The sequence below is a fragment of the Mesorhizobium sp. M8A.F.Ca.ET.181.01.1.1 genome (assembly GCF_004792025.1).
Lineage (GTDB): Bacteria > Pseudomonadota > Alphaproteobacteria > Rhizobiales > Rhizobiaceae > Mesorhizobium.
Map to the genome: position 1 here is coordinate 111,250 of NZ_SRTV01000010.1, position 17,785 is coordinate 129,034.

Annotated in this window: 14 protein-coding genes and 1 pseudogene; 5 read left to right on the forward strand and 10 right to left on the reverse strand. The window is 59.4% G+C overall.

All coding sequences use genetic code 11. From position 1 onward, the window contains the following. The first annotated feature begins 6 nt into the window (after positions 1-6). The 5 genes and pseudogenes from EN824_RS28410 to EN824_RS28445 all read left to right on the forward strand — a co-directional run bounded on the left by EN824_RS28410 (position 7) and on the right by EN824_RS28445 (position 4,480). Complete coding sequence (locus EN824_RS28410; protein ID WP_135917393.1) at positions 7-1,434, forward strand: aldehyde dehydrogenase family protein; 1,428 nt, start codon at positions 7-9, stop codon at positions 1,432-1,434. 6 nt (positions 1,435-1,440) lie between these two features. After that, positions 1,441-2,262: pseudogene (locus EN824_RS36210) on the forward strand (IS66 family transposase); the annotation flags it as partial. A gap of 495 nt (positions 2,263-2,757) precedes the next feature. Next, positions 2,758-3,156, forward strand: a complete 399-nt coding sequence (locus EN824_RS28435; protein WP_135917387.1) for a hypothetical protein — start codon at positions 2,758-2,760, stop codon at positions 3,154-3,156. A 17-nt stretch (positions 3,157-3,173) separates the two neighbouring features. Beyond that, complete coding sequence (locus EN824_RS28440) at positions 3,174-3,563, forward strand: YciI family protein (protein WP_167531263.1); 390 nt, start codon at positions 3,174-3,176, stop codon at positions 3,561-3,563. Further along, entirely contained in the window at positions 3,560-4,480 is a 921-nt protein-coding gene (locus EN824_RS28445; protein WP_135880861.1) for an NAD(P)-dependent oxidoreductase, read from the forward strand. Before EN824_RS28440 ends, EN824_RS28445 begins: the two co-directional genes overlap by 4 nt. A gap of 720 nt (positions 4,481-5,200) precedes the next feature. On the opposite strand, the gene EN824_RS28450 is transcribed toward EN824_RS28445, so the two are convergent. From EN824_RS28450 to EN824_RS28495, 10 genes are all read right to left on the reverse strand, one after another. After that, positions 5,201-5,998 (reverse strand): citryl-CoA lyase, encoded by a 798-nt coding sequence (locus tag EN824_RS28450; protein ID WP_135917385.1) that lies wholly within the window; start codon positions 5,996-5,998, stop codon positions 5,201-5,203. Positions 5,999-6,007: 9 nt separating this feature from the next. Then, entirely contained in the window at positions 6,008-7,270 is a 1,263-nt protein-coding gene (locus EN824_RS28455; protein WP_135917383.1) for a CoA transferase, read from the reverse strand. A gap of 62 nt (positions 7,271-7,332) precedes the next feature. Continuing rightward, positions 7,333-9,087 carry a thiamine pyrophosphate-binding protein gene (locus EN824_RS28460; RefSeq protein ID WP_135917382.1) on the reverse strand — a complete coding sequence of 585 codons (1,755 nt, stop codon included), beginning with the start codon at positions 9,085-9,087 and terminating at the stop codon, positions 7,333-7,335. A gap of 694 nt (positions 9,088-9,781) precedes the next feature. Then, the gene (locus EN824_RS28465; protein ID WP_135880865.1) at positions 9,782-10,396 is read right to left on the reverse strand and encodes a MarR family winged helix-turn-helix transcriptional regulator; all 615 of its coding nucleotides are present in this window, start codon (positions 10,394-10,396) and stop codon (positions 9,782-9,784) included. A 121-nt stretch (positions 10,397-10,517) separates the two neighbouring features. Beyond that, positions 10,518-10,943, reverse strand: coding sequence for a Rid family hydrolase (locus EN824_RS28470; RefSeq protein WP_135880866.1), 426 nt, complete (start codon positions 10,941-10,943; stop codon positions 10,518-10,520). Further along, positions 10,940-12,313, reverse strand: coding sequence for an NAD(P)/FAD-dependent oxidoreductase (locus EN824_RS28475; RefSeq protein WP_135917380.1), 1,374 nt, complete (start codon positions 12,311-12,313; stop codon positions 10,940-10,942). Before EN824_RS28475 ends, EN824_RS28470 begins: the two co-directional genes overlap by 4 nt. Before the next feature lie 9 nt (positions 12,314-12,322). Further along, a complete protein-coding gene (locus EN824_RS28480; RefSeq protein ID WP_135917378.1) occupies positions 12,323-14,113 on the reverse strand; it encodes an ABC transporter ATP-binding protein in 1,791 nt (596 codons plus the stop codon). Between the two features lie 2 nt (positions 14,114-14,115). Beyond that, positions 14,116-14,976: an ABC transporter permease gene (locus tag EN824_RS28485; protein ID WP_210235464.1), complete on the reverse strand. Its 861-nt coding sequence runs from the start codon at positions 14,974-14,976 to the stop codon at positions 14,116-14,118. Further along, positions 14,973-16,001 carry an ABC transporter permease gene (locus EN824_RS28490; protein ID WP_210235463.1) on the reverse strand — a complete coding sequence of 343 codons (1,029 nt, stop codon included), beginning with the start codon at positions 15,999-16,001 and terminating at the stop codon, positions 14,973-14,975. The genes EN824_RS28485 and EN824_RS28490 overlap by 4 nt, the downstream gene beginning before the upstream one ends. A gap of 41 nt (positions 16,002-16,042) precedes the next feature. Next, on the reverse strand, positions 16,043-17,590 hold the full coding sequence (locus tag EN824_RS28495; protein ID WP_135932938.1) for an ABC transporter substrate-binding protein: 1,548 nt from the start codon (positions 17,588-17,590) through the stop codon (positions 16,043-16,045). Positions 17,591-17,785: the final 195 nt, after the last annotated feature.

Below are 17,785 nucleotides of genomic sequence, written 5' to 3' on the forward strand. Positions count from 1 at the left end.
GAAGAGATGCATCATCACAAATTCTATATCTCGGGCGAATGGGTTGACCCCGTCGCCCCGCAAACGATGGACGTGATCAATCCGTCGACGGAGGAGCCTTTCGCGCAGATCAGTTTGGGGGCGGCTGCGGATGTTGATAAGGCCGTGCTCGCTGCTCGACGGGCTTTTCCAGCCTACAGTGCAACCTCGGTAGCTGAACGCGTAGAACTCCTCGACCAGATTGCAAACATCTACGAGCAGCGTCTTGATGAGTTTGCCAAGATCATCACCTTGGAAATGGGAGCGCCGGCTTGGTTCTCACGCCAAGTGCAGGTGACGATGGCGTTATCCCACTTCCGGGAAGCCCGACGCGTCTTGCAGGCCTACGATTTCGAGGCCCCGCTTGGGACGAGTCGGATTGTGAGGGAGTCGATCGGCGTCTGCGGGTTGATCACCGCCTGGAACTGGCCGCTGGGACTTGTTGCCTCGAAGCTTGCCTACGCATTGGCCGCGGGGTGCTGCGTCGTGCTCAAGCCGAGCGAGATAGCCCCCTTGAGCTCGGTACTGCTCGCCGAGGTGTTACATGACGCCGGCGTCCCGGCGGGCGTTTTCAATCTCGTGAACGGGACTGGGCCGGTGGTCGGTCACGCAATCTGCTCCCACCCGGATGTCGACATGGTGTCCTTCACGGGATCCACCGGTGCTGGCATTCAAATCGCCAAAACGGCGGCCGATACGGTGAAGCGCGTTCATCAGGAGCTTGGTGGCAAGTCAGCCAACATCATCCTGCCTGACGCGGATCTCGACGAGGCAATTCCAGCTGGGGTGTTGCGGGCCTTCACAAATTCCGGACAGGCCTGCGTTGCGCCGACCCGCATGCTGGTACAACGTGATCAGATGCCTCGCGTTGTCGAAATCGCACGCCGTGCCCTCGACAAGGTTGTGGTCGGCCACCCGGATGACGCAGGCACCCGACTCGGGCCGCTTATCAGCCAGGCACAGTTCGACCGTGTGCAAACCTATATTCAGCTTGGGATCGACGAAGGCGCTCAATTGGTAGGCGGCGGTCTTGGTCGCCCTAACGGTCTCAATCGCGGTTATTATGTTCGTCCCACGATCTTCGCTGATGTGGCGCCCGGAATGAGGATCGCACAGGAGGAGATCTTTGGGCCTGTTCTGTCCATCATCGGCTATGAGGACGAGGACGAAGCCGTGGAGATCGCGAATGGAACGGTTTTCGGTCTAGCCGCGTACGTCCATTCAGCTAACCTCCTGCGCGCGCAGGCTGTTGCGCGAAAGCTCCGTGCCGGACGCGCTTACATCAACATGGCAACGTCAGATACCGTCGCGCCCTTTGGAGGGTACCGGCAGTCGGGCAACGGACGCGAGAACGGTGTGTTCGGACTGGAAGAGTATCTGGAAGTGAAGGCGATACTTGGTTGGGCGGCGGCATAGCTGCTTGAACGTCTGATCGAGCGCTTGAAGGCGTCGGCCAAGCTCTTTGCCGACGAGACCACGGCGCCGGTGCTCGATCCCGGTCGCGGCCGAACCAAGACCGGCCAGCTCTTCGCCTACGTTCGTGACGAACGACCTTGGGGGCGTCGATCCGCCGGGCGTCGCTTATCTCTACGCGCCTGATCGCAAGTCCGAGCAGGCGGTCCGGCACCTTCAAGGCTTCGTCGGCACGCTGCAGGTCGATGGCTACGCAGGCTATAAGGTTCTGGCCGACCGCAATACCGTGGGCGTGGCCTTCTGCGGGAGCCACGTGCGGCACAAGTTACACGATCTCGCGCCGAGCGGTCCGGCGCCGATCGCCACGGAAGCGCTCGCGCGGATCGCCGAACTCTACCGGATCGACAGTGAGATCCGCGGCGGTTCGGCCGAGGAACGCCGCGACATCCGCCTGGCGAGAAGCCGCATCATCGTCGACTCGCCCTCATCAGCCAGAAGAGCAAACTCGCCGAGGCCATCCGCCACGCACTCTCGCGATGGATAGGCCTCAGTCGCTTCATCGACGACGGCCGCGCCGAGATCGACTCCAACGTCATCGAACGCGCTATCCGACCAATCGCGCTCAATCGCAAAATGCGGCCTTTACCCGCAGCGACGGCGGCGGCGAGCGCTGGACGGTCATCGCTAGGTCATCGAAACTACAAGCTCAGCGGCGTTGACCCACAATCTTACCTCGCCGACCTCATCGCCCGCATCGTCGCCTGCCACCCGCAGAGCCAGATCAACGACCTGCTGCCTATGCGCCAAGCCGCTCAAGGCCGTGGGCCTTAGAACACCGCATGCGCTTCAGCCTCCATCTCGACAGCTAGGGCCAGGAGACGGCAGACTCCTGTGCGGAGCCTCTCAGTCAGGTGATCGTCGATCTTGTCGGACTAACGCAGTCGGACGATGCTGGTAGGTGTGTGCATGGCGTGTCGCTCTCTTTGAGAGGTTGACAGGCTTGGACACCCGCCTCGATACGCCGCCTTCACGCCTCCGTCGTCACCCATTCTCCGCAATAGCTCGAGCGCATTCCGGTCGGGCACGAGGTGCCCTGTGTCGAGGCCGGGAGCCAGGGGGCTGCTGACACGTTTGGGCTATTTGGGCCCAATACGACATCAATCTCCATCCGGCGGTTTAGCCGAAGCCAGATTCACAATGTCGATTGCAGGCCTTGCAAACGCCTGTTAAAAATAGCTATAGAAAATATGAATGTCTGCCAGCCTGCTTTTGTGGTGCTGTTATGCGGCAGTGCCCGAGGCCGACCACACTTAAGGAGAGCATGCGATGAGTACCTTCCGCGAGGCGGTACGCGCCAGCGAGCAGGAGAGCACCCAAGGCATGCTTGGGCTTCTGGTCTATGCCCTCCTTCTAGAGAAGACGCCCCTATGGAACGAAGATGCTGGCGGGCGCATCGCACGTATTGGTGAGCATATTGGGTACTATGCCGAGTTGGAGCGCCAGAACAAAGTCTTCTTGGCTGGGCCTTTCGTTGATGATCCAGACCACCCCGATGGAATGATCCTGCTAAAGGTTGTCTCAGAAGCGGAGGCGCACGAAATTGCACAAGGGGACATCTTTCATGTCTTGAAGTACCGGACCTACCGAGTCCGTCCCTGGCTGATCAATAAAGGAGCACTGGACCTCTCTGTGCATTTCTCCGACCGCTCGTTCAACCTGGCATGACAACGGGGGAGACGGAAATGCCGAACGAGGGTAACGACCTCAAACTCCTAACAGAGCGAATGATGGCAGCACCATTTGTCGTGATCCGCCATGTCAATGCCCGCGATCCCGACGCGATACGCCGGCTCCTGCCCGATCACTTCGCCTACCTCATTGAACTGGAGCGCCGCGGCGTGCTGTTTGGGTCTGGTCCTGTAGCGGGCCCGGAGGTGCCTCCCTATGAGGGTCTGACTATCCTTCAGGGTGTTGATCTCTCCGAAGCTCAAGCCCTCTGGTGCGATGAGCCCTTTTTTAAAGCTGGGCTTCGCGACGCGCACTTTGCCATCTGGACTCTCAACGAAGGCGCACTACGCATCCGATTGTCTCTGTCGACGGCGACAGCCTCCCTTCCGGGGGTCTCGTCGTGAGCGTTTCTGACAGACCTGCCCCAACCGAGCCGATCGCGCGATCTGTCCAGGTCGGCTTTGTCGGCCTTGGCAGTCTCGGTTTGGTACTGGCAGGCAACCTGATAGAACGTGGTCACCGCGTCGTCGGCTATCGGCGCGGGTCGCTTGAGCCGCTCTCAGGTATTGGTGGCACGCCTGCGGCTTCGCCGGCGGCGGCCGCCGCCGGATCGGACGTGCTCATGACCTGCCTGCCGACACCTGAAGCCCTGACCGAGGTCGTGGCCGGTCCGAATGGATTTCTGTCGCGCGGCGGCTTGCTCCCAGTGCTTGTCGAAATGAGCACACTTGACATCGACGTGAAAATGCATACGGCGCGCCAGTACGCCGCTCACGGCGGCGTCATGCTGGACTGCCCGATCTCAGGTATTCCGACTGCCGTCGCGGCTCGAAAGGGTTTGATGCTCGCGAGCGGGGAACTCGCTGTAGTCGAACGCTGGCGTTCCGTTCTCGAAGACATGCTCGACAGCGTTGTTTACTGTGGAGATTTTGGCAATGGATTGCGGGTGAAGTACGTCGCGAATTTCCTCGTCGGTGTCCATATTCAAGCCGCCGCGGAGGCTGTTGCTCTAGCGGAAATCCTTGGTCTCGACTCACTTTTCGTCGCAAAGACCTTACGTGGCAGCGCTGCTTCGTCCGCCCAGTTCGATGCACGCGGTCCGATCATGGCGGCGCGGGAGCCAACAAAGCCCTTGGGGACTCCGCGCATCCTGCTCAAAGATCTTGAGATCATTGACAGGGTTGCGCGGGCGGGTGGGCTCTCTCCCAATCTCCTGAGCGCAGCCATTCCTCGCTATCGGGAGGCGATGGAGCGTGGTTACGGAGACGAGGACGTCGCGCGAATGATCGATCTCGTCGCTCCTGAGAGACAAGGAGACTAGTCATGACGGTCGTAGCCAACGCGGCCAAGCCCGTAATGGCGCCACCAGGCGTGCAGTCCTTGGGGCCGCCGTCACATTGCCCTTAATCATGGCATCAGCGGGTGAATCTGCTACCTGCCGCAACTCCGTAATGGCCTCAATTGTTCAACGACCCCAGCAACACCCCGCGTGGCTGCCACGTGAGCCCGGCTGGTTTAATCTTTCGCCATGCGGAAATTGGCTTCAACCTCCACCTCGCGCGTGACATCGATCACGAGCTCATCCCAAACAACATAGCCATCCGCTCTCCGGGAGGGTCGCGCAATGCCCCTGTCCCAATGGATCCGACCCTCCCGTACGACGACCCGCACACGGTGATCTAGGCCGCGTGGACGTTTCGCTTGCTTGTCCATGTTGGCACGATTTCAATCTCGACAGCTTCGACAATCTGCCTGACCCCACTGAGGTGGCCGTTTGATCCATGGTCATGTGCCATCAGGAGGACGAACGTATGAGCAGGAGGCGCTGTTGGCTGAAGAGATCGTCGAAGCTGCGGCAGGTATGCGGCCAACGTGCCTCTACTCAACGCTGGTGGCTCTCCACACGCGAGACGATATCGACGCCTGCTCACAGGCCGCTGCCGAACCGGCCAGCAAGATTTGCCGCACTCAGGCACCCCGGGGCTCTTCGATCAGTCGGTCTCGTTCATCGTCAGAGGCACGCCCGAACTCAACCGGCTGTCTAGCCGTTGATGCCGTTGCCGTCATCCTCATGGTAGGGCACGGTTGCAGCAAACTTTATAAGGGCCGGGGAGATCGGATGCGTGGCCTCCTCGGCCACATGAGCTGCCAAACCTGCCGCCCGACTGACCACGGCGAGACCTCTCATCGCCCGCACGGGAAAGCCGATCTCGCAGAGGACTGCGCCGAGTGCCCCCGTTACGTTCAGGAGAGCCGGCTGGCTGAGGCTTGAGCTAAGCTCCGTTTGAACGATCCTAAGAAGCTTGATGTACTTCCCTTGCACCCCAGCTTCCACAGCGATTTGCAAAAGCTTCTCTGCTCGTGGATCCGTTCCTCGGTAGAACGGGTGACCAAACCCCGGCAAACGTCGTCCAGTACTTCGATACTGGTTCACGAGATCTTGCGCCCAGGCAGTGTGATCGGCAACGTCGATGCCGGCGTTGAGAAAGGTGCCGACGCCCACCATCGTACCCGCGTACTTGTCCCCGACCATCATCAGGCCAGCCGCCACCGCGACCTGGGGTTGATCGGCAACAGAGTCGCCGACAAGGCGCGAAACGAGGGCCGTTGGCGTTAAACCATGATCCATCAGAATGACGAGGGCCGCGTCGAGAACGCGGCGCTGCACGCTGTCTGGTATTGTCCCGGTGACAGCGAGAAAGAACGCCTCCGAGAACGTGACATGATCAAGAACCTCAGTCAGAACGTCCCGACCGCGCAAGCGCAGGCGGTCAACGTCGAAAGGCGATGTACCGATCCGCGTGACGGGTCCCTCGACCTGGTCTGTTCGAGTGCTCATATACCCCCCCTACCCTGTCACTCGTTCTGGAGTTGAAGCCGGTTCCGGCGCGGTAGACCCCGCAGGTGCTCCAGTTCCCTCACTAACTCCCTTAGCCGTAAGGTTCTCACGCCAGCTCAGAACGTCAGCCTCGCTAAGCTCCAGTTCCTGCACGATCTCCTCACCATGCGCATTCATCTCAGGCGCCACCACCAGCGGCTGATCCTCACGTGACCCGTTGAAGGTAACCGGCCGGCGCGGGGCAATGTGCGGTCCCAGGATCGGATGCTGCATCTGCGCGAAAACGCCGAGGTGCTTCACCTGTTCGTCGTCGATCACCTCTGCGAGCGAATTGACAGGAGCATGCGGCACGTCCAGCGCAGCCAGGCGATCAAGCCAGTACGCTCTATCCTGCGAACGCGCCGCCGCATTCAACTCACGGGCGAGTTCGAGATAATTATCGACGCGCGCTGCCCTTGTGCTGAATCGCTGATCATCGGCGAGTTCCGGGATCATCAATGCTTCCAGGCAGGCCCGCCAGAATTTCTCCTGCGATGACAGGTGAACCGACAGCATTGCTCCATCCCGGCAGCGAAGAGCATAGGACTGAGAAGCCTGCACCCGCATGAAAGGGCCCGGCTCGAGACCAAGGAGGGTATGGGCCAGGAACGTGTCGGGCGTGAACGCGATCGCGGAGTCGAGCATGTTCACTTCAACACTGCTCACCCGACCGTGTGCCATCCGAGCATGGAGGGCGGCCAACAACCCGTAGCAGGCGTAGATACCTGTTAAGTTGTCAGCGATGGTTGGCCCTGTGATCCGAGGCTCCTCGGGCGTGAAGAACAAGCTGGAAAGGCCGCTTACAGCTTGCGCGACAGCATCATAGGCAGGTCGATCGCGGTAAGGGCCGCTCGTGCCGAAGCCGCTGATCGAGCAGAGGATCAAATTGGGATTGATCTTCTGCAACCGATCTTTGCCGAACCCGAGGCGGTCGAGGACACCAGGACGAAAGTTCTCGATCAGAACGTCGGCAGTCTCAAGAAGTTTTTCCAGAACGCGCCGACCGCTTTCGGATTTGAGATCCAACGCGATTGACCTCTTGTTACGATTGTAGGCCAAGAAATAAGGGCTGACGGATCCCCCACGGAAACTTCTAAACGGGTCACCACCTTCCGGATGTTCTACCTTGATTACATCGGCACCAAGGTCTGCCAGCATCATGCCTGCAAGTGGTCCGGTAATCATCGTTGTACATTCGACCACTCGCACTCCCTGTAAGGGCCGTTCCTGCATCGCCGCCTCCATTACTTCTGAGTATGCCGCCTCCTTTGAACAGGAGGCGGCAACGCATTCCATCAGAACCTATGGAACTCCTTGAACTCAGGGGTTCGGTGAGCAAGCTCCCAAGGATCGATTCGCACGTCGACTACAGTCACGACATCGGCCGCCAGGGCCTGTTCAAGCGCTGCCTTCAGGTCCTTCGGATCTTCCACTCGAATTCCTCGCGCACCATACGCCTCGGCGAGCTTGACGAAATCGGTGTCACCATAGGACGACCCGAGTTGGCGGTCGCCGTATTGCCTCTGCTGGAAGATCCTGAGCGCGCCGAAGGAGACGTCGTTATAGATGACCACGGTGATTGGAATGTTCTCGCGAACAGCCGTTTCAAGCTCTTGGGCATTCATGCTGAAATCGCCGTCGCCGATCGGAACGATAACCTGTCGGTGCGGTTGCGCCAGTTTCATGCCCATGCCGGCAGCAACTGCCCAAGCCATAGAGCCTGAACCGATGCTGTAATGGTACTGTCCGGGATGCAGGATCTTGATGTAGTTTGAGAAGTGGGTGTTGTGACCAGAACCGATGACAAAGATCGCGTCGTCGGCGGCGAGTTCCTCAAGAAGAGATGCTACAAGCTGTGGCTTGATGGGCTTCGAATCGAGGTCGACCGAGTAGAAAGTCTCTCTCTCCTGACGCTTCAATTCCGAGAGTCTTGCGATCGCCGCGTCCCTATACTCCGATGGCCGAGTTGTAGATCGAGAGCGCAACCGATCCAGGACATCGCGGAGGAACGCCCCAGTGTCAGCATGCACCCCTACCGCCACGGCATACTGCCGACCGATTTCGAGCGGCTCGCTCTCAACCTGGATGATCTTGGCCTCGGGCTGGATAAGCTGCCAGTTAATCGTGTTCACGTTATGGAACTGGCATCCCAGCCCAAGGATCGCGTCCGCTTCCGCCACGATCGTGTTCGCCGCAGTGTGACCAAAGTGGCCGAGAAGTCCGCCCGCGAGGGCGTGGTCCTCAGGAAATGTTCCCCGGCCCATCTCAGTCGCCACCACGGGAATTCCGAGTGCTTCGGCCAGGGATCTCAGTTCCGAATCGGCTTTCGACCAAGCAACGCCCCGCCCCGCGATGATAACGGGACTTTTCGCTTCGGCCAGGATGTCCAAAGCACGCTCGACAGCCTCCTCTTCAGGCCGCGGCGCACGGGCAACAAAGCCCATGTGGGCGCCGCCACGAAGCGAAAGATCGAACGTTTCTGTGTCGGCAGGCTGGGCCAGCAGATCTTTGGGGAAGTCCAGATGGACGCAGCCCGGAAGCCCCGACTGGGCCACGTGCATCGCAGTGCGCATCAGGCGCCTCGCGTCCTTCGCTTCAATCATCTGATCGGAGAACTTCGTGAACTTGCTGAAAACCCCCACGACATCGAACTCGTGCCAGATGTCTCGCCCAAGCCGAAAACGGTCTAGGTTGGCCGAGAGAACCATGACGGGCACATTGTCCTTATGAGCCGTCCAGGTGCCCAGAACTGCGTTCGCGACGGCTGGTCCAACGTGCATCGTCACGACGCCGAGCTTCCCTGTGACGCGGGAATAGCCGTCCGCCATAGCCACAGCGCTCATCTCAAGCCGCGTCGTGATATAGCGAATTTCGCTCGATCGAGCGTGGAGGCCGTCGATGATCGGCAGGATCGTGTCCCCCGTCATGCCGAAGACGAATGGAACCCCCTCCTTGACCAGAGCATCGACGATAGCCTCAGCAGCCGTCTCCTGTGCTCCTGCAGCGCCCTTGGCGGACGGCGCACTCGTGACCTGCGTCTCGATGTTCATAGCTTCCTCCTCGATCTAACTCGCTAGTGGTGTGTCTATTTGTTTATACATATATTTAATAGCTTTCTTGGTCAAGGGAGCCATTGACCAGACAGCACACTTTTCCTCCGCGCGACTGGTGACGAGCGAGTGAGAGAGGGCCTGCAAGGAGTTAGCTCAAATCCGGAGACTTCGATGATCGAGATGCACGGTGGACACGTGTTACTTCGGTTCATCCGGACAGTTGGCGTCCGCCCTTCCGGGCTGGGTCGAACACATCGTTTCAGGGCATTGCGACACGGTTGATGTCGGCGTTGCAAAGCCTCTCCTTCGAGCAGGTGTCGACCCTGCTCACCCGTTAACTCTAGGACAAATGCTGACGACGGCTTCAGTTCTTCGCATAGAAGAATGCAGGAGCTGCTCTGCCCGCTTGGACATCGCTAGCCCAGAGTCGGATCCGGCGGATCTATGCAAAGACCGGGTAGCGCATCCTGCACACATGCTACGCTTGGCGTGTCCAGGTTCTCATGGAGACAAGCGCACCGGATATCTTGCAGGCAGCAGAAATAGAGGAAATTGCATAAAACAAGCGCTGGACGCCAGCATGTGACAATTGCCATGCAAGGCTGGTCAAGGCCACTCGACGCGTATTCGTATGCCAAGCCGCAGCCCGGATCTTGCCCGGTGAACGACTTGCATCCCTACGGGGCAGAATCTAGTCGGTGGATTCCGTCAGTATCGAGAGGTTGTTTGCAACCGCAGCGGCAGCACCGTATTGCTCGATCAATCGTTCCAGGAACTGGGTCACAACCCGAACGTCATCCTTTCGGAGACCTTTGAACCAGACATCGTTGATCGCGGAAATCGAAGGCATCGATTTATCGAGTGTATTTCTCGACTTACGGGTGAGCTTCACCAGCATTGCGCGGCTGTCCTCGCTGTCCTCAACTTTGGTGACCCAACCCTCGGATTGCAGGCGACCGACTGTGGCTGTGACATTCGCACCGGCACTGTGGAGGTAGTCCGCTATCTGTTTTATGCGTACGCCGCTCTCACCCTCTATGTGGTACAGCGCCATTATGACGGCAAACTCGGTGGAACTTACCCCGAGTTCACCTGCCAAAGCCCGACGCATGGATTGCAACCGGCTGACGGAGGCGAACAGCAAAGCCATCATGTGCCTAAACTCTTGACTGTCGCCTCCTTCCAGCAGTTCCGGCAAAGTCAGGGTCGGCCGTGTACTTAGCTGATTTGAAGATTTTGACTTCTTCACCCGGGACGACGGTCCTACCGTCGTCTTTTTATCGGCAAAATCGAACGATCTAGCCACCGGAGCTCCCTTTATTATTGCTATACTCAATATACGAAGGACTGCGGATCGCAAGCGATCACTACTCGGTTTCCCACAGATATCGACGCGGTTTTCACGGGGCCGGGAGCACGGCGGTTCATCAGCCGACCAGCGCCGTTACCTCTACCTCGATGAGCATTTCCTCGTCCGCTAGTTCCTGAATGACGAGCAGCGAAGCGAACGACGGCTCCCTCATGAGTGCAGGAACATTCGCCTCGAGCCAGGATTGGCGAGCAGCCACATAACGTGTCCTCAACGTGCGGTCGGACAGGTACTGGTTGATCCGAACGGCCCGTTCAAGTGTGCTTCCGGCTTCCAACAAAGCTTCTTGAGCCCTCGCGAAAGCCAAAGCGGTCTGCTCCTCGATCGATCTCACGGGTTGGCCCGCATCATCTGTCTCGCCAGCAGTACCCGCCAAGAACACGAAATCGCCAGCAACCACGCCCTTCAGCCATGGCATCGGCTGGCCCGCGACGTGAACCCGACCGAGGGCTCTCTTCTCTATCCGTTTTGTGTTTGTGCTCATGCGACCCTCTGCTGTTTGTCAACCTTGTTCAACGAACCCGAATGTTCGAGTCCTTTCTCCTGCAAGTATGCCGCGACCTGGCGGCTTGCCACGTGCGCCGATTGAATAGCGCCATCGATGAAACCGAACCAACCACTCGCGTAGTCCGCTCCGGCAAAGAAGACAGATCCTTCGGGCCGCTGAAGATCATCAAAGTAGCTTGAGAGCTGCCCAGGCTTCAGCATCGTCCACGTCTGCTTCGAGAATGGGTCGGTCGCCCAGTCATGGCAAACATGCTCGACAAGTTGCGCCTTCGGCACCCAGAGCCGCACCGCTTTCTCGATCGCGGAGCGGTCAGACGGATCAAGTGCCTTTCGGGATGGCGAAAAGCCATTTGCAATGACGGTGCCGTCCTTCTCCTCATCGTCGACACGCAAATAAGACAGCGGGTGCTCCGGCGGCGCCAGGGCGAGCAAGGCCTCCTGAGGCATGTTCCGCAACCTCAACCAGAACATGCTTCCCTGTGTCATCTGGCCCTCGCTCACGAAGGCAGATTTGCCTTTCGCGAGTGGTGGAGAGAACTCGATGTCCCCAAGCGTCGATAACGGAACGGTAACCACAGCCGCGCGTGAGGTGAAGGTACGACCATCGGCCAGAAGGATCTCGACGGCCTGGGGATTCTGGCGAATTTGCGAGACCACTGCATTAAGTTCAATGCTTCCCTTGCCTTCCGACAGGATCGCCGAGTGAAGCCGCCGCGTTCCGTCACGCAATCGGAACTGCTGGAGGGTCTGAGCGAGAAGATCAGGATCTCCGCCAACCATCGCAAGACGGCGCATCCCCTGGGACAGCGCTCCATCGTCGGGAGGCGCGTTGAAGGAGACCGACGCCAGCGCCCTGACCGCGTCGAGCACCTCACCTTCCACGCCGTCGGCGGTGAGCTTGTCCCGGATTGACAACTTATCGATCTCTGCGAGCTTTGCTCGAGCATAAAGTGGGTCATGCGGGCGGGGGAAAACGTCGGTTGCGCCGGCATAAAGGGTCTGCCAAGCTCCCGAATAAAGATCGTGGAACTCATCCACCGAGCACTCGCGAATAGCGCCGCCGCTAGCGTAGCGAACTCGTTGAATTGGCTTACGTTCGTAGAGCTCCAAACCATACCGCGTGACTTCGGACCAGACGTGCGGCTGGAGCCAGTGCAGCCATTGTCCTCCCACCTCCGTGACACGCCCGTGCCATTCGATCGTCTTTGTTCTACCGCCGAGGCAGTCGCGAGCCTCAAGCAGGATGCAGTTTACACCCCGTGAAGAAAGCTCTCGCAGTGCGACAGCACCGGCGAAACCGCCGCCGATGATAATGACATCCGCATCTACCTCAAACGATTGGTCCATCTGTGCCCCCTACATTCCGCTGCCGGCATGTGCCGGAACAGGTATTTCAATCGACGGCGTGGCATTGACGAGGAACTTGGTGTAGCCGTCACTCGGCCGGTCGATGACGTCTGCCGCGCGACCACTCTCGACGACCCGTCCCTGGTTGATCACCAGCACGGAGTCGGCGATGTTGCGCACGAGCGCAATATCGTGAGTGACGAACAAGAGCCCGAGTCGATCTTCTCGCTGCAATCGCCGTAGCAGATCGACAACGTTCGCTTGCACCGATACGTCCAAAGCTGACGTAATCTCATCACAAATGAGGAGCTTGGGTCGACACACGAGCGCACGGGCGATCGCGACGCGTTGGCGCTCTCCGCCCGAGAGTTCTCCCGGATACTGTCCGAGCACCGCGGGGGTCAAAGATACTCTCTCGAGCGCTGTCAGGACCTCTTGACGTGCCCGCGCTCCTCGAATGTTAAAGAGCGTTTCAAGGGGTGAAGCAACAATGTCGCCGATCGTACGGCGAGGGTTGAGCGACCGGAATGGGCTTTGAAAGATGTACTGAAGCTGCTGCCGAACGGAGGCGGGTCGACCTCGCGCATCACGGGCCTGAACCTGTCCTGCAAACCGGACCGTTCCGTCAGAGGCTGCGACCAAGCCCATGATGCACCGCGCCAGGGTGGTTTTGCCGGATCCTGAGCCGCCCAGGAGCGCAACACACTCGCCCTCGCGAACGGAAAAGCTCACGCCATCCAGGACGCGCATGTTGCCATAGCTTGCCGAGAGACCAGACACATTGAGGAGCTCGGTGCCGATCACCTCGGGTCCAATCGGTGCAGTTACACGCGCCTGGTGCAGGTTTTCGGTCGGGAAGAAGCACCGGGTTTGATGAGCCTCGGCGACCAAGTCGAGCGATGGTTCCTCGACATGGCAGCGCTCTTGGGCCTGTGCACAGCGCGGAGCGAAGCGACAGCCGGGATCACGAGACCCCGGACGCGGGGCTCGCCCCGGCATGGTTTCGAGAGCATAACGCGCATGGCGATCGGGAGTCGCCCGAAGAAGCTTGCGGGTGTACGGATGACGCGGACGCGTGAAAACATCCTCGCATCGACCCGCCTCGACGATCCGCCCTCCGTACATGACCAAAATCCGATCAGCGAGAGATGAGACGACCGCCAAGTCATGCGTCACGTAGAGCGCAGCTGCATTGCTCTGCTGGCAGAGCCTCGCAACGGTGCGAAGGACGTAGGCCTGGGTACTCACGTCGAGCCCTGTGGTCGGCTCATCGAGAACGATCAACTTGGGTTGGCACATGAATGCCATCGCGATGGCGACCCGTTGGAGCTGTCCTCCCGATAGTTGATGCGGAAGGCGTGAAAGAAAGGCGGCATCGCCGGGCAGTTGAACGTCGCGCATCGCCGTGCCGACCAGCTCATTACGTTCGCTCCCGGTCAGTTTGTCGCGGTGAGCCGCCAAAACCTCTCTGAGCTGGGTGCCAATGCTGAGGAAGGGGTTGATGGCTGCAGCGGGATCCTGAGGTATATAAGCGACGAGACGCCCCCTGATCCCCTGCAATGAGCTCCGATGCATCGACAGAATGTCTTTTCCGTCGATGATGACCCGACCGCTGGCAATGGTCGCTCCCCTTCGCGCGTATGCCAGAAGAGAGAGGGCAACCGTACTCTTGCCGGATCCTGACTCACCGACCAGGCCGACAATTTCACCAGGGCGGAGCGTGAAACTGATATCGTCCACGATTTCGTCGCGTCGACCAATCGTCTCAACCCTTAGCTTGACTACTTCTGCAGCTAACATCGTCAACGTCCTTGCTGGCCCGATCCGGATGCTCTTCGCGCCAGAGAATCGGCGATGAGCCCGGCGCCGATTGTCAGGACCGCGATCATGAACGCCGGGAGCACGACGGCCCAGGGCTGGATGAGTAGCCCATTGCGGTTTTCATTGAGCATCAGCCCCCAGTCGGCTTGCGGCGGTTGTAGTCCGAAGCCAATGAAACTAAGGCCGGAAATGAGGCCGACCGACCACGTCAGTCGGGTCGTAAACTCCACGGCCAGCGGCGTAAGCAGGCTCGGTAGAACTTCGCGGGTCAGGACAACCCGGCTCGGCGTTCCAATCACTTGAGCTGCTTGAATGAATTCATGCTGCATGAGCTCGGCAGTTAGGCCGCGGGTCACCCGTGCGATCCGCGGGGCGTGCGAAATCGCCGTAACGAGGGTGATCAGCCACAGTTGCGGACCGAGCATCGAAACGAAAAGGACGACAAGAACAATCTGCGGAAAGGCGAGGATCAGATCCATCGCTGCCATAATGACGTCGCTGACCCAGCTGTTCGACGCACCCGCCGCGAGGCCGACAGCTACCCCGGCGACGAGTGCCAGAACCGTCGCCGTCAAGCTCAGTCCAAGCACCGTTTGACCACCCCACAGAGTGCGGCTGAGAACGTCGCGCCCAAGAAAATCGGCGCCAAACCATAACTCACCGGACGGCTGCTCGAAGGGCGCAGCCAAGAGCGCCGTCGATGTATGGGGAGCGAGCCAGGGGCCAAGCAGAACGAGGGCGAGGACAAAACCGACGAGGACCACTCCAAAGCCCATTCCGGCGTCGGGTAAACGTCTGGGCCTTTTACGGCGCTGTGGTGACGTTAGAACGTTGGATGTCATGATGCCCCCCTCATGTGCGGGTTCGCAAACGCGCTGAGTATATCTGCGATAAGGTTGAGGGCCACGTAGACGCTGGCCAGCAACAATGTGGCTGCCTGGAGTACGGGAAGGTCGCGAGATGCGACGGCTTCAACGAGGGTTTGACCCAACCCTGGATAGCTGAACAGGTATTCGATCACGACCACACCGCCCGCCAGATACGCCAGTGTTGCGGCAGCTACTTGGATCGTGGGAACAAGCACATTGGGGAACGCGTGCACGAAGATGACGCGCCACTCGGACAAGCCTTTCAGGCGCGCCATCTGAACGTAATCTGTTTCGAGCACAGCCAGCATCGTGGCACGTACGAAACGGCCCAGGTAAGGAACTGTCACCAGAACCAGAGTAGCAACAGGGAGGACCAGGACCTCGGGCACCTTGAGAGGGCTCATCCCAGGCGTCACAATCGAGATCGCAGGAAGCAGATGGAACACTGCGGTCGAGAAGACCAGGACGAGGCCGATACCGACAACGAACTCCGGCAACGCTGTCAGTACCATAGCAGTAACGTTGAACACTCCATCGAACACTCCCTTCTGCCTCGTTGCCGCGAGCAGCCCCAGGCCTACTGAAATCAGGAGACTTAGAATGGCGGCCGCACCGGCCAGGATCATCGTGTTCGCGGCTCGCCGGCTGATGAGATCGGCTACGGGCTGACGGGTGGCCAACGACTGCCCAAGGTCGAACGTGAGAACGCCCTTCATCCACTGTATATATTGGTCTAGCGGCGCGGCATTCAGGCCAAGTTCCTCCCTAAGGGCGGCCAGGCGCGCAGGTGTCGCATCCCGGCCCAGGATAATCTGGGCCGGATCACCTGGAAGCACCTGAGTAGCGGCAAATACCAAGACGGAGACAAGCCATAGAGCCAGAAGTCCGAAACCCAACCGCCGCAAGATCCAGGCCCAGCGCGATGGGGCGGACGGCACCGGCAGGTCTGCCGGTGCCGCATCAGCGTCCTCTGTGCTCATCGCGGAACGATACAGCATCACGTCATTTCCTATTTTGAAGGTCGGCCTCGCCAGCGTCACTAGGCGACGAAGTATGCTTTCTTGAACTTGTAACGGTTCAGACCCCAACCCGTAAGGTCGGGCTCCAAGCCTCCAATCTGGGCCGAGTGAGCATCGATAGTGTCGGGGTAGCCCCAGATGATCAGCCCGCCCCGCTCAAAGGAAATCCGCTGCATCTGATGGACAAGCTCGCACCGGCGGTTCTGATCAAGTTCGGCGCGGGCAAGGTCGTTAAGACGCGTGAACTCTTCGTCGGAGAACCGGGTCGGGTTGAGGGGTGAAGTGGCGAGTTCCCCCAAGGCAACCTGGTTCAGGTAAGGATTGTGGGTCCAGTAATCTACCGCGAAGGGCCAGTTGGTATACTCCGCGAAGAAGCCACCCTGGTCGAGCCGCTTGACGTTGATTGTCACATCCCCTTCCCGCGCCTGTTCGGCAAAGATCTGTGAAGCTTCGAGCAGACCCGGTGCGGCCGCGGTCGTGGCCAATTCCAACTGCAGATTGGAATGACCCGCGCGGGCAAGCAGCGACCGAGCCTCTTTGACGTCGCGCTCCCGAACCAGAGACGTGTCGAAACAGGGATCATTGGGCGAGTACGCATCGTATGCCACGCGTCCGTGGCCGAAGAAGGCCAGTTTTACGAGCTGCTCGCGATCGACCAGCAACCGCAGAGCCTGCCGCACCCTGACGTCGTCGAAAGGAGGCTTGTCGACCCGCATCGTGAATGGCCGAAACGACCCCGCTTTGCTCGTCAGGACCTTGAAGCTACTGTTGGCACTCACCACCGGTATCTGGGAGTAGGGAAGACCCTCGATCGCGTGAACCTGCCCTCCGAGAAGAGCATTCACCCGCGCAACATCGTCGGGGAGATCGATGAGGACCAGTTCGTCTACGTAAGGCGCTTGTCCATGATAGTTCTCGAAGCGCTTGAAAGTCGATTGCTCACCCGGAACGAATTGGTCGAGCTTGAACGGGCCTGAACCAACGGGGCTCTTAGGGTCGAAATCGACAGGCACGACACCGGTGCTTAGTACGCGGAAAGCGTCCCGCAGTGCCGCATCGGGACGGCGAAGCTTAAGACGGATCGTACGGTCGTCCAGCTTGACGATCTGCGTTGGATCGATGGAGCGCATAAGCGGCGCTACATTGCGAGGGTTCTTCGGATCGATGATCCGTCGAATCGTATAGGCGACGTCATCCGCGCCGATCGTCTTGCCGTTGTGAAATTCAGCTCCCTGCTTGATCCGAATCGTCCACTCGGTTGCCGAGGGATTTACCTCGAACTCCTCTGCCAGAAGCGGTCGATACTCGGCCTGTTCGTTATCATCCCCCAAACCGTCGTAGAGATTGAGAACACGGGCGATGTCAGCCGGGGTAATCGCGGAATGCGGGTCAAGTGAGTCGGTGGGGCCGCCGCCGGCGATGCCAACGCGCAGAGACCCACCCTTCTGGGGTTTTGTGCTGCTCTGCCCAAGTGCAGAGCCCGCATAACCAAGAGCCATCGCGGCAATCGCGCCACCCATCAACTGACGGCGGTCCAGTGTGTTCCGAAGCATGCGTATTTTCGACATGTGCGTTCCTCCCTACACATAGAATATTGCTATAGACAATAGGTAGTCAAGTGTGTTTAATTCACTCAATGATTGCTCCCGGGCGAAGCGCATCGATGAGCGCGAGCCGCGGGGAACTGCGCACAGAGGAGACGTTTCTCGTGAGTTACGCAGACCTGAGAGGGTTCATCGAGGCGCTCGACAACCAGGGCATGG

Coding starts and splice junctions, on each gene's coding strand:
- EN824_RS28460 (WP_135917382.1), bottom strand. CDS start 9,087: ATGAACATCGAGACGCAGGTCACGAGTGCGCCGTCCGCCAAGGGCGCT.
- EN824_RS28485 (WP_210235464.1), bottom strand. CDS start 14,976: ATGACATCCAACGTTCTAACGTCACCACAGCGCCGTAAAAGGCCCAGA.
- EN824_RS28450 (WP_135917385.1), bottom strand. CDS start 5,998: ATGAGCACTCGAACAGACCAGGTCGAGGGACCCGTCACGCGGATCGGT.
- EN824_RS28435 (WP_135917387.1), top strand. CDS start 2,758: ATGAGTACCTTCCGCGAGGCGGTACGCGCCAGCGAGCAGGAGAGCACC.
- EN824_RS28495 (WP_135932938.1), bottom strand. CDS start 17,590: ATGTCGAAAATACGCATGCTTCGGAACACACTGGACCGCCGTCAGTTG.
- EN824_RS28410 (WP_135917393.1), top strand. CDS start 7: ATGCATCATCACAAATTCTATATCTCGGGCGAATGGGTTGACCCCGTC.
- EN824_RS28490 (WP_210235463.1), bottom strand. CDS start 16,001: ATGCTGTATCGTTCCGCGATGAGCACAGAGGACGCTGATGCGGCACCG.
- EN824_RS28455 (WP_135917383.1), bottom strand. CDS start 7,270: ATGCAGGAACGGCCCTTACAGGGAGTGCGAGTGGTCGAATGTACAACG.
- EN824_RS28475 (WP_135917380.1), bottom strand. CDS start 12,313: ATGGACCAATCGTTTGAGGTAGATGCGGATGTCATTATCATCGGCGGC.
- EN824_RS28440 (WP_167531263.1), top strand. CDS start 3,174: ATGCCGAACGAGGGTAACGACCTCAAACTCCTAACAGAGCGAATGATG.
- EN824_RS28480 (WP_135917378.1), bottom strand. CDS start 14,113: ATGTTAGCTGCAGAAGTAGTCAAGCTAAGGGTTGAGACGATTGGTCGA.
- EN824_RS28470 (WP_135880866.1), bottom strand. CDS start 10,943: ATGAGCACAAACACAAAACGGATAGAGAAGAGAGCCCTCGGTCGGGTT.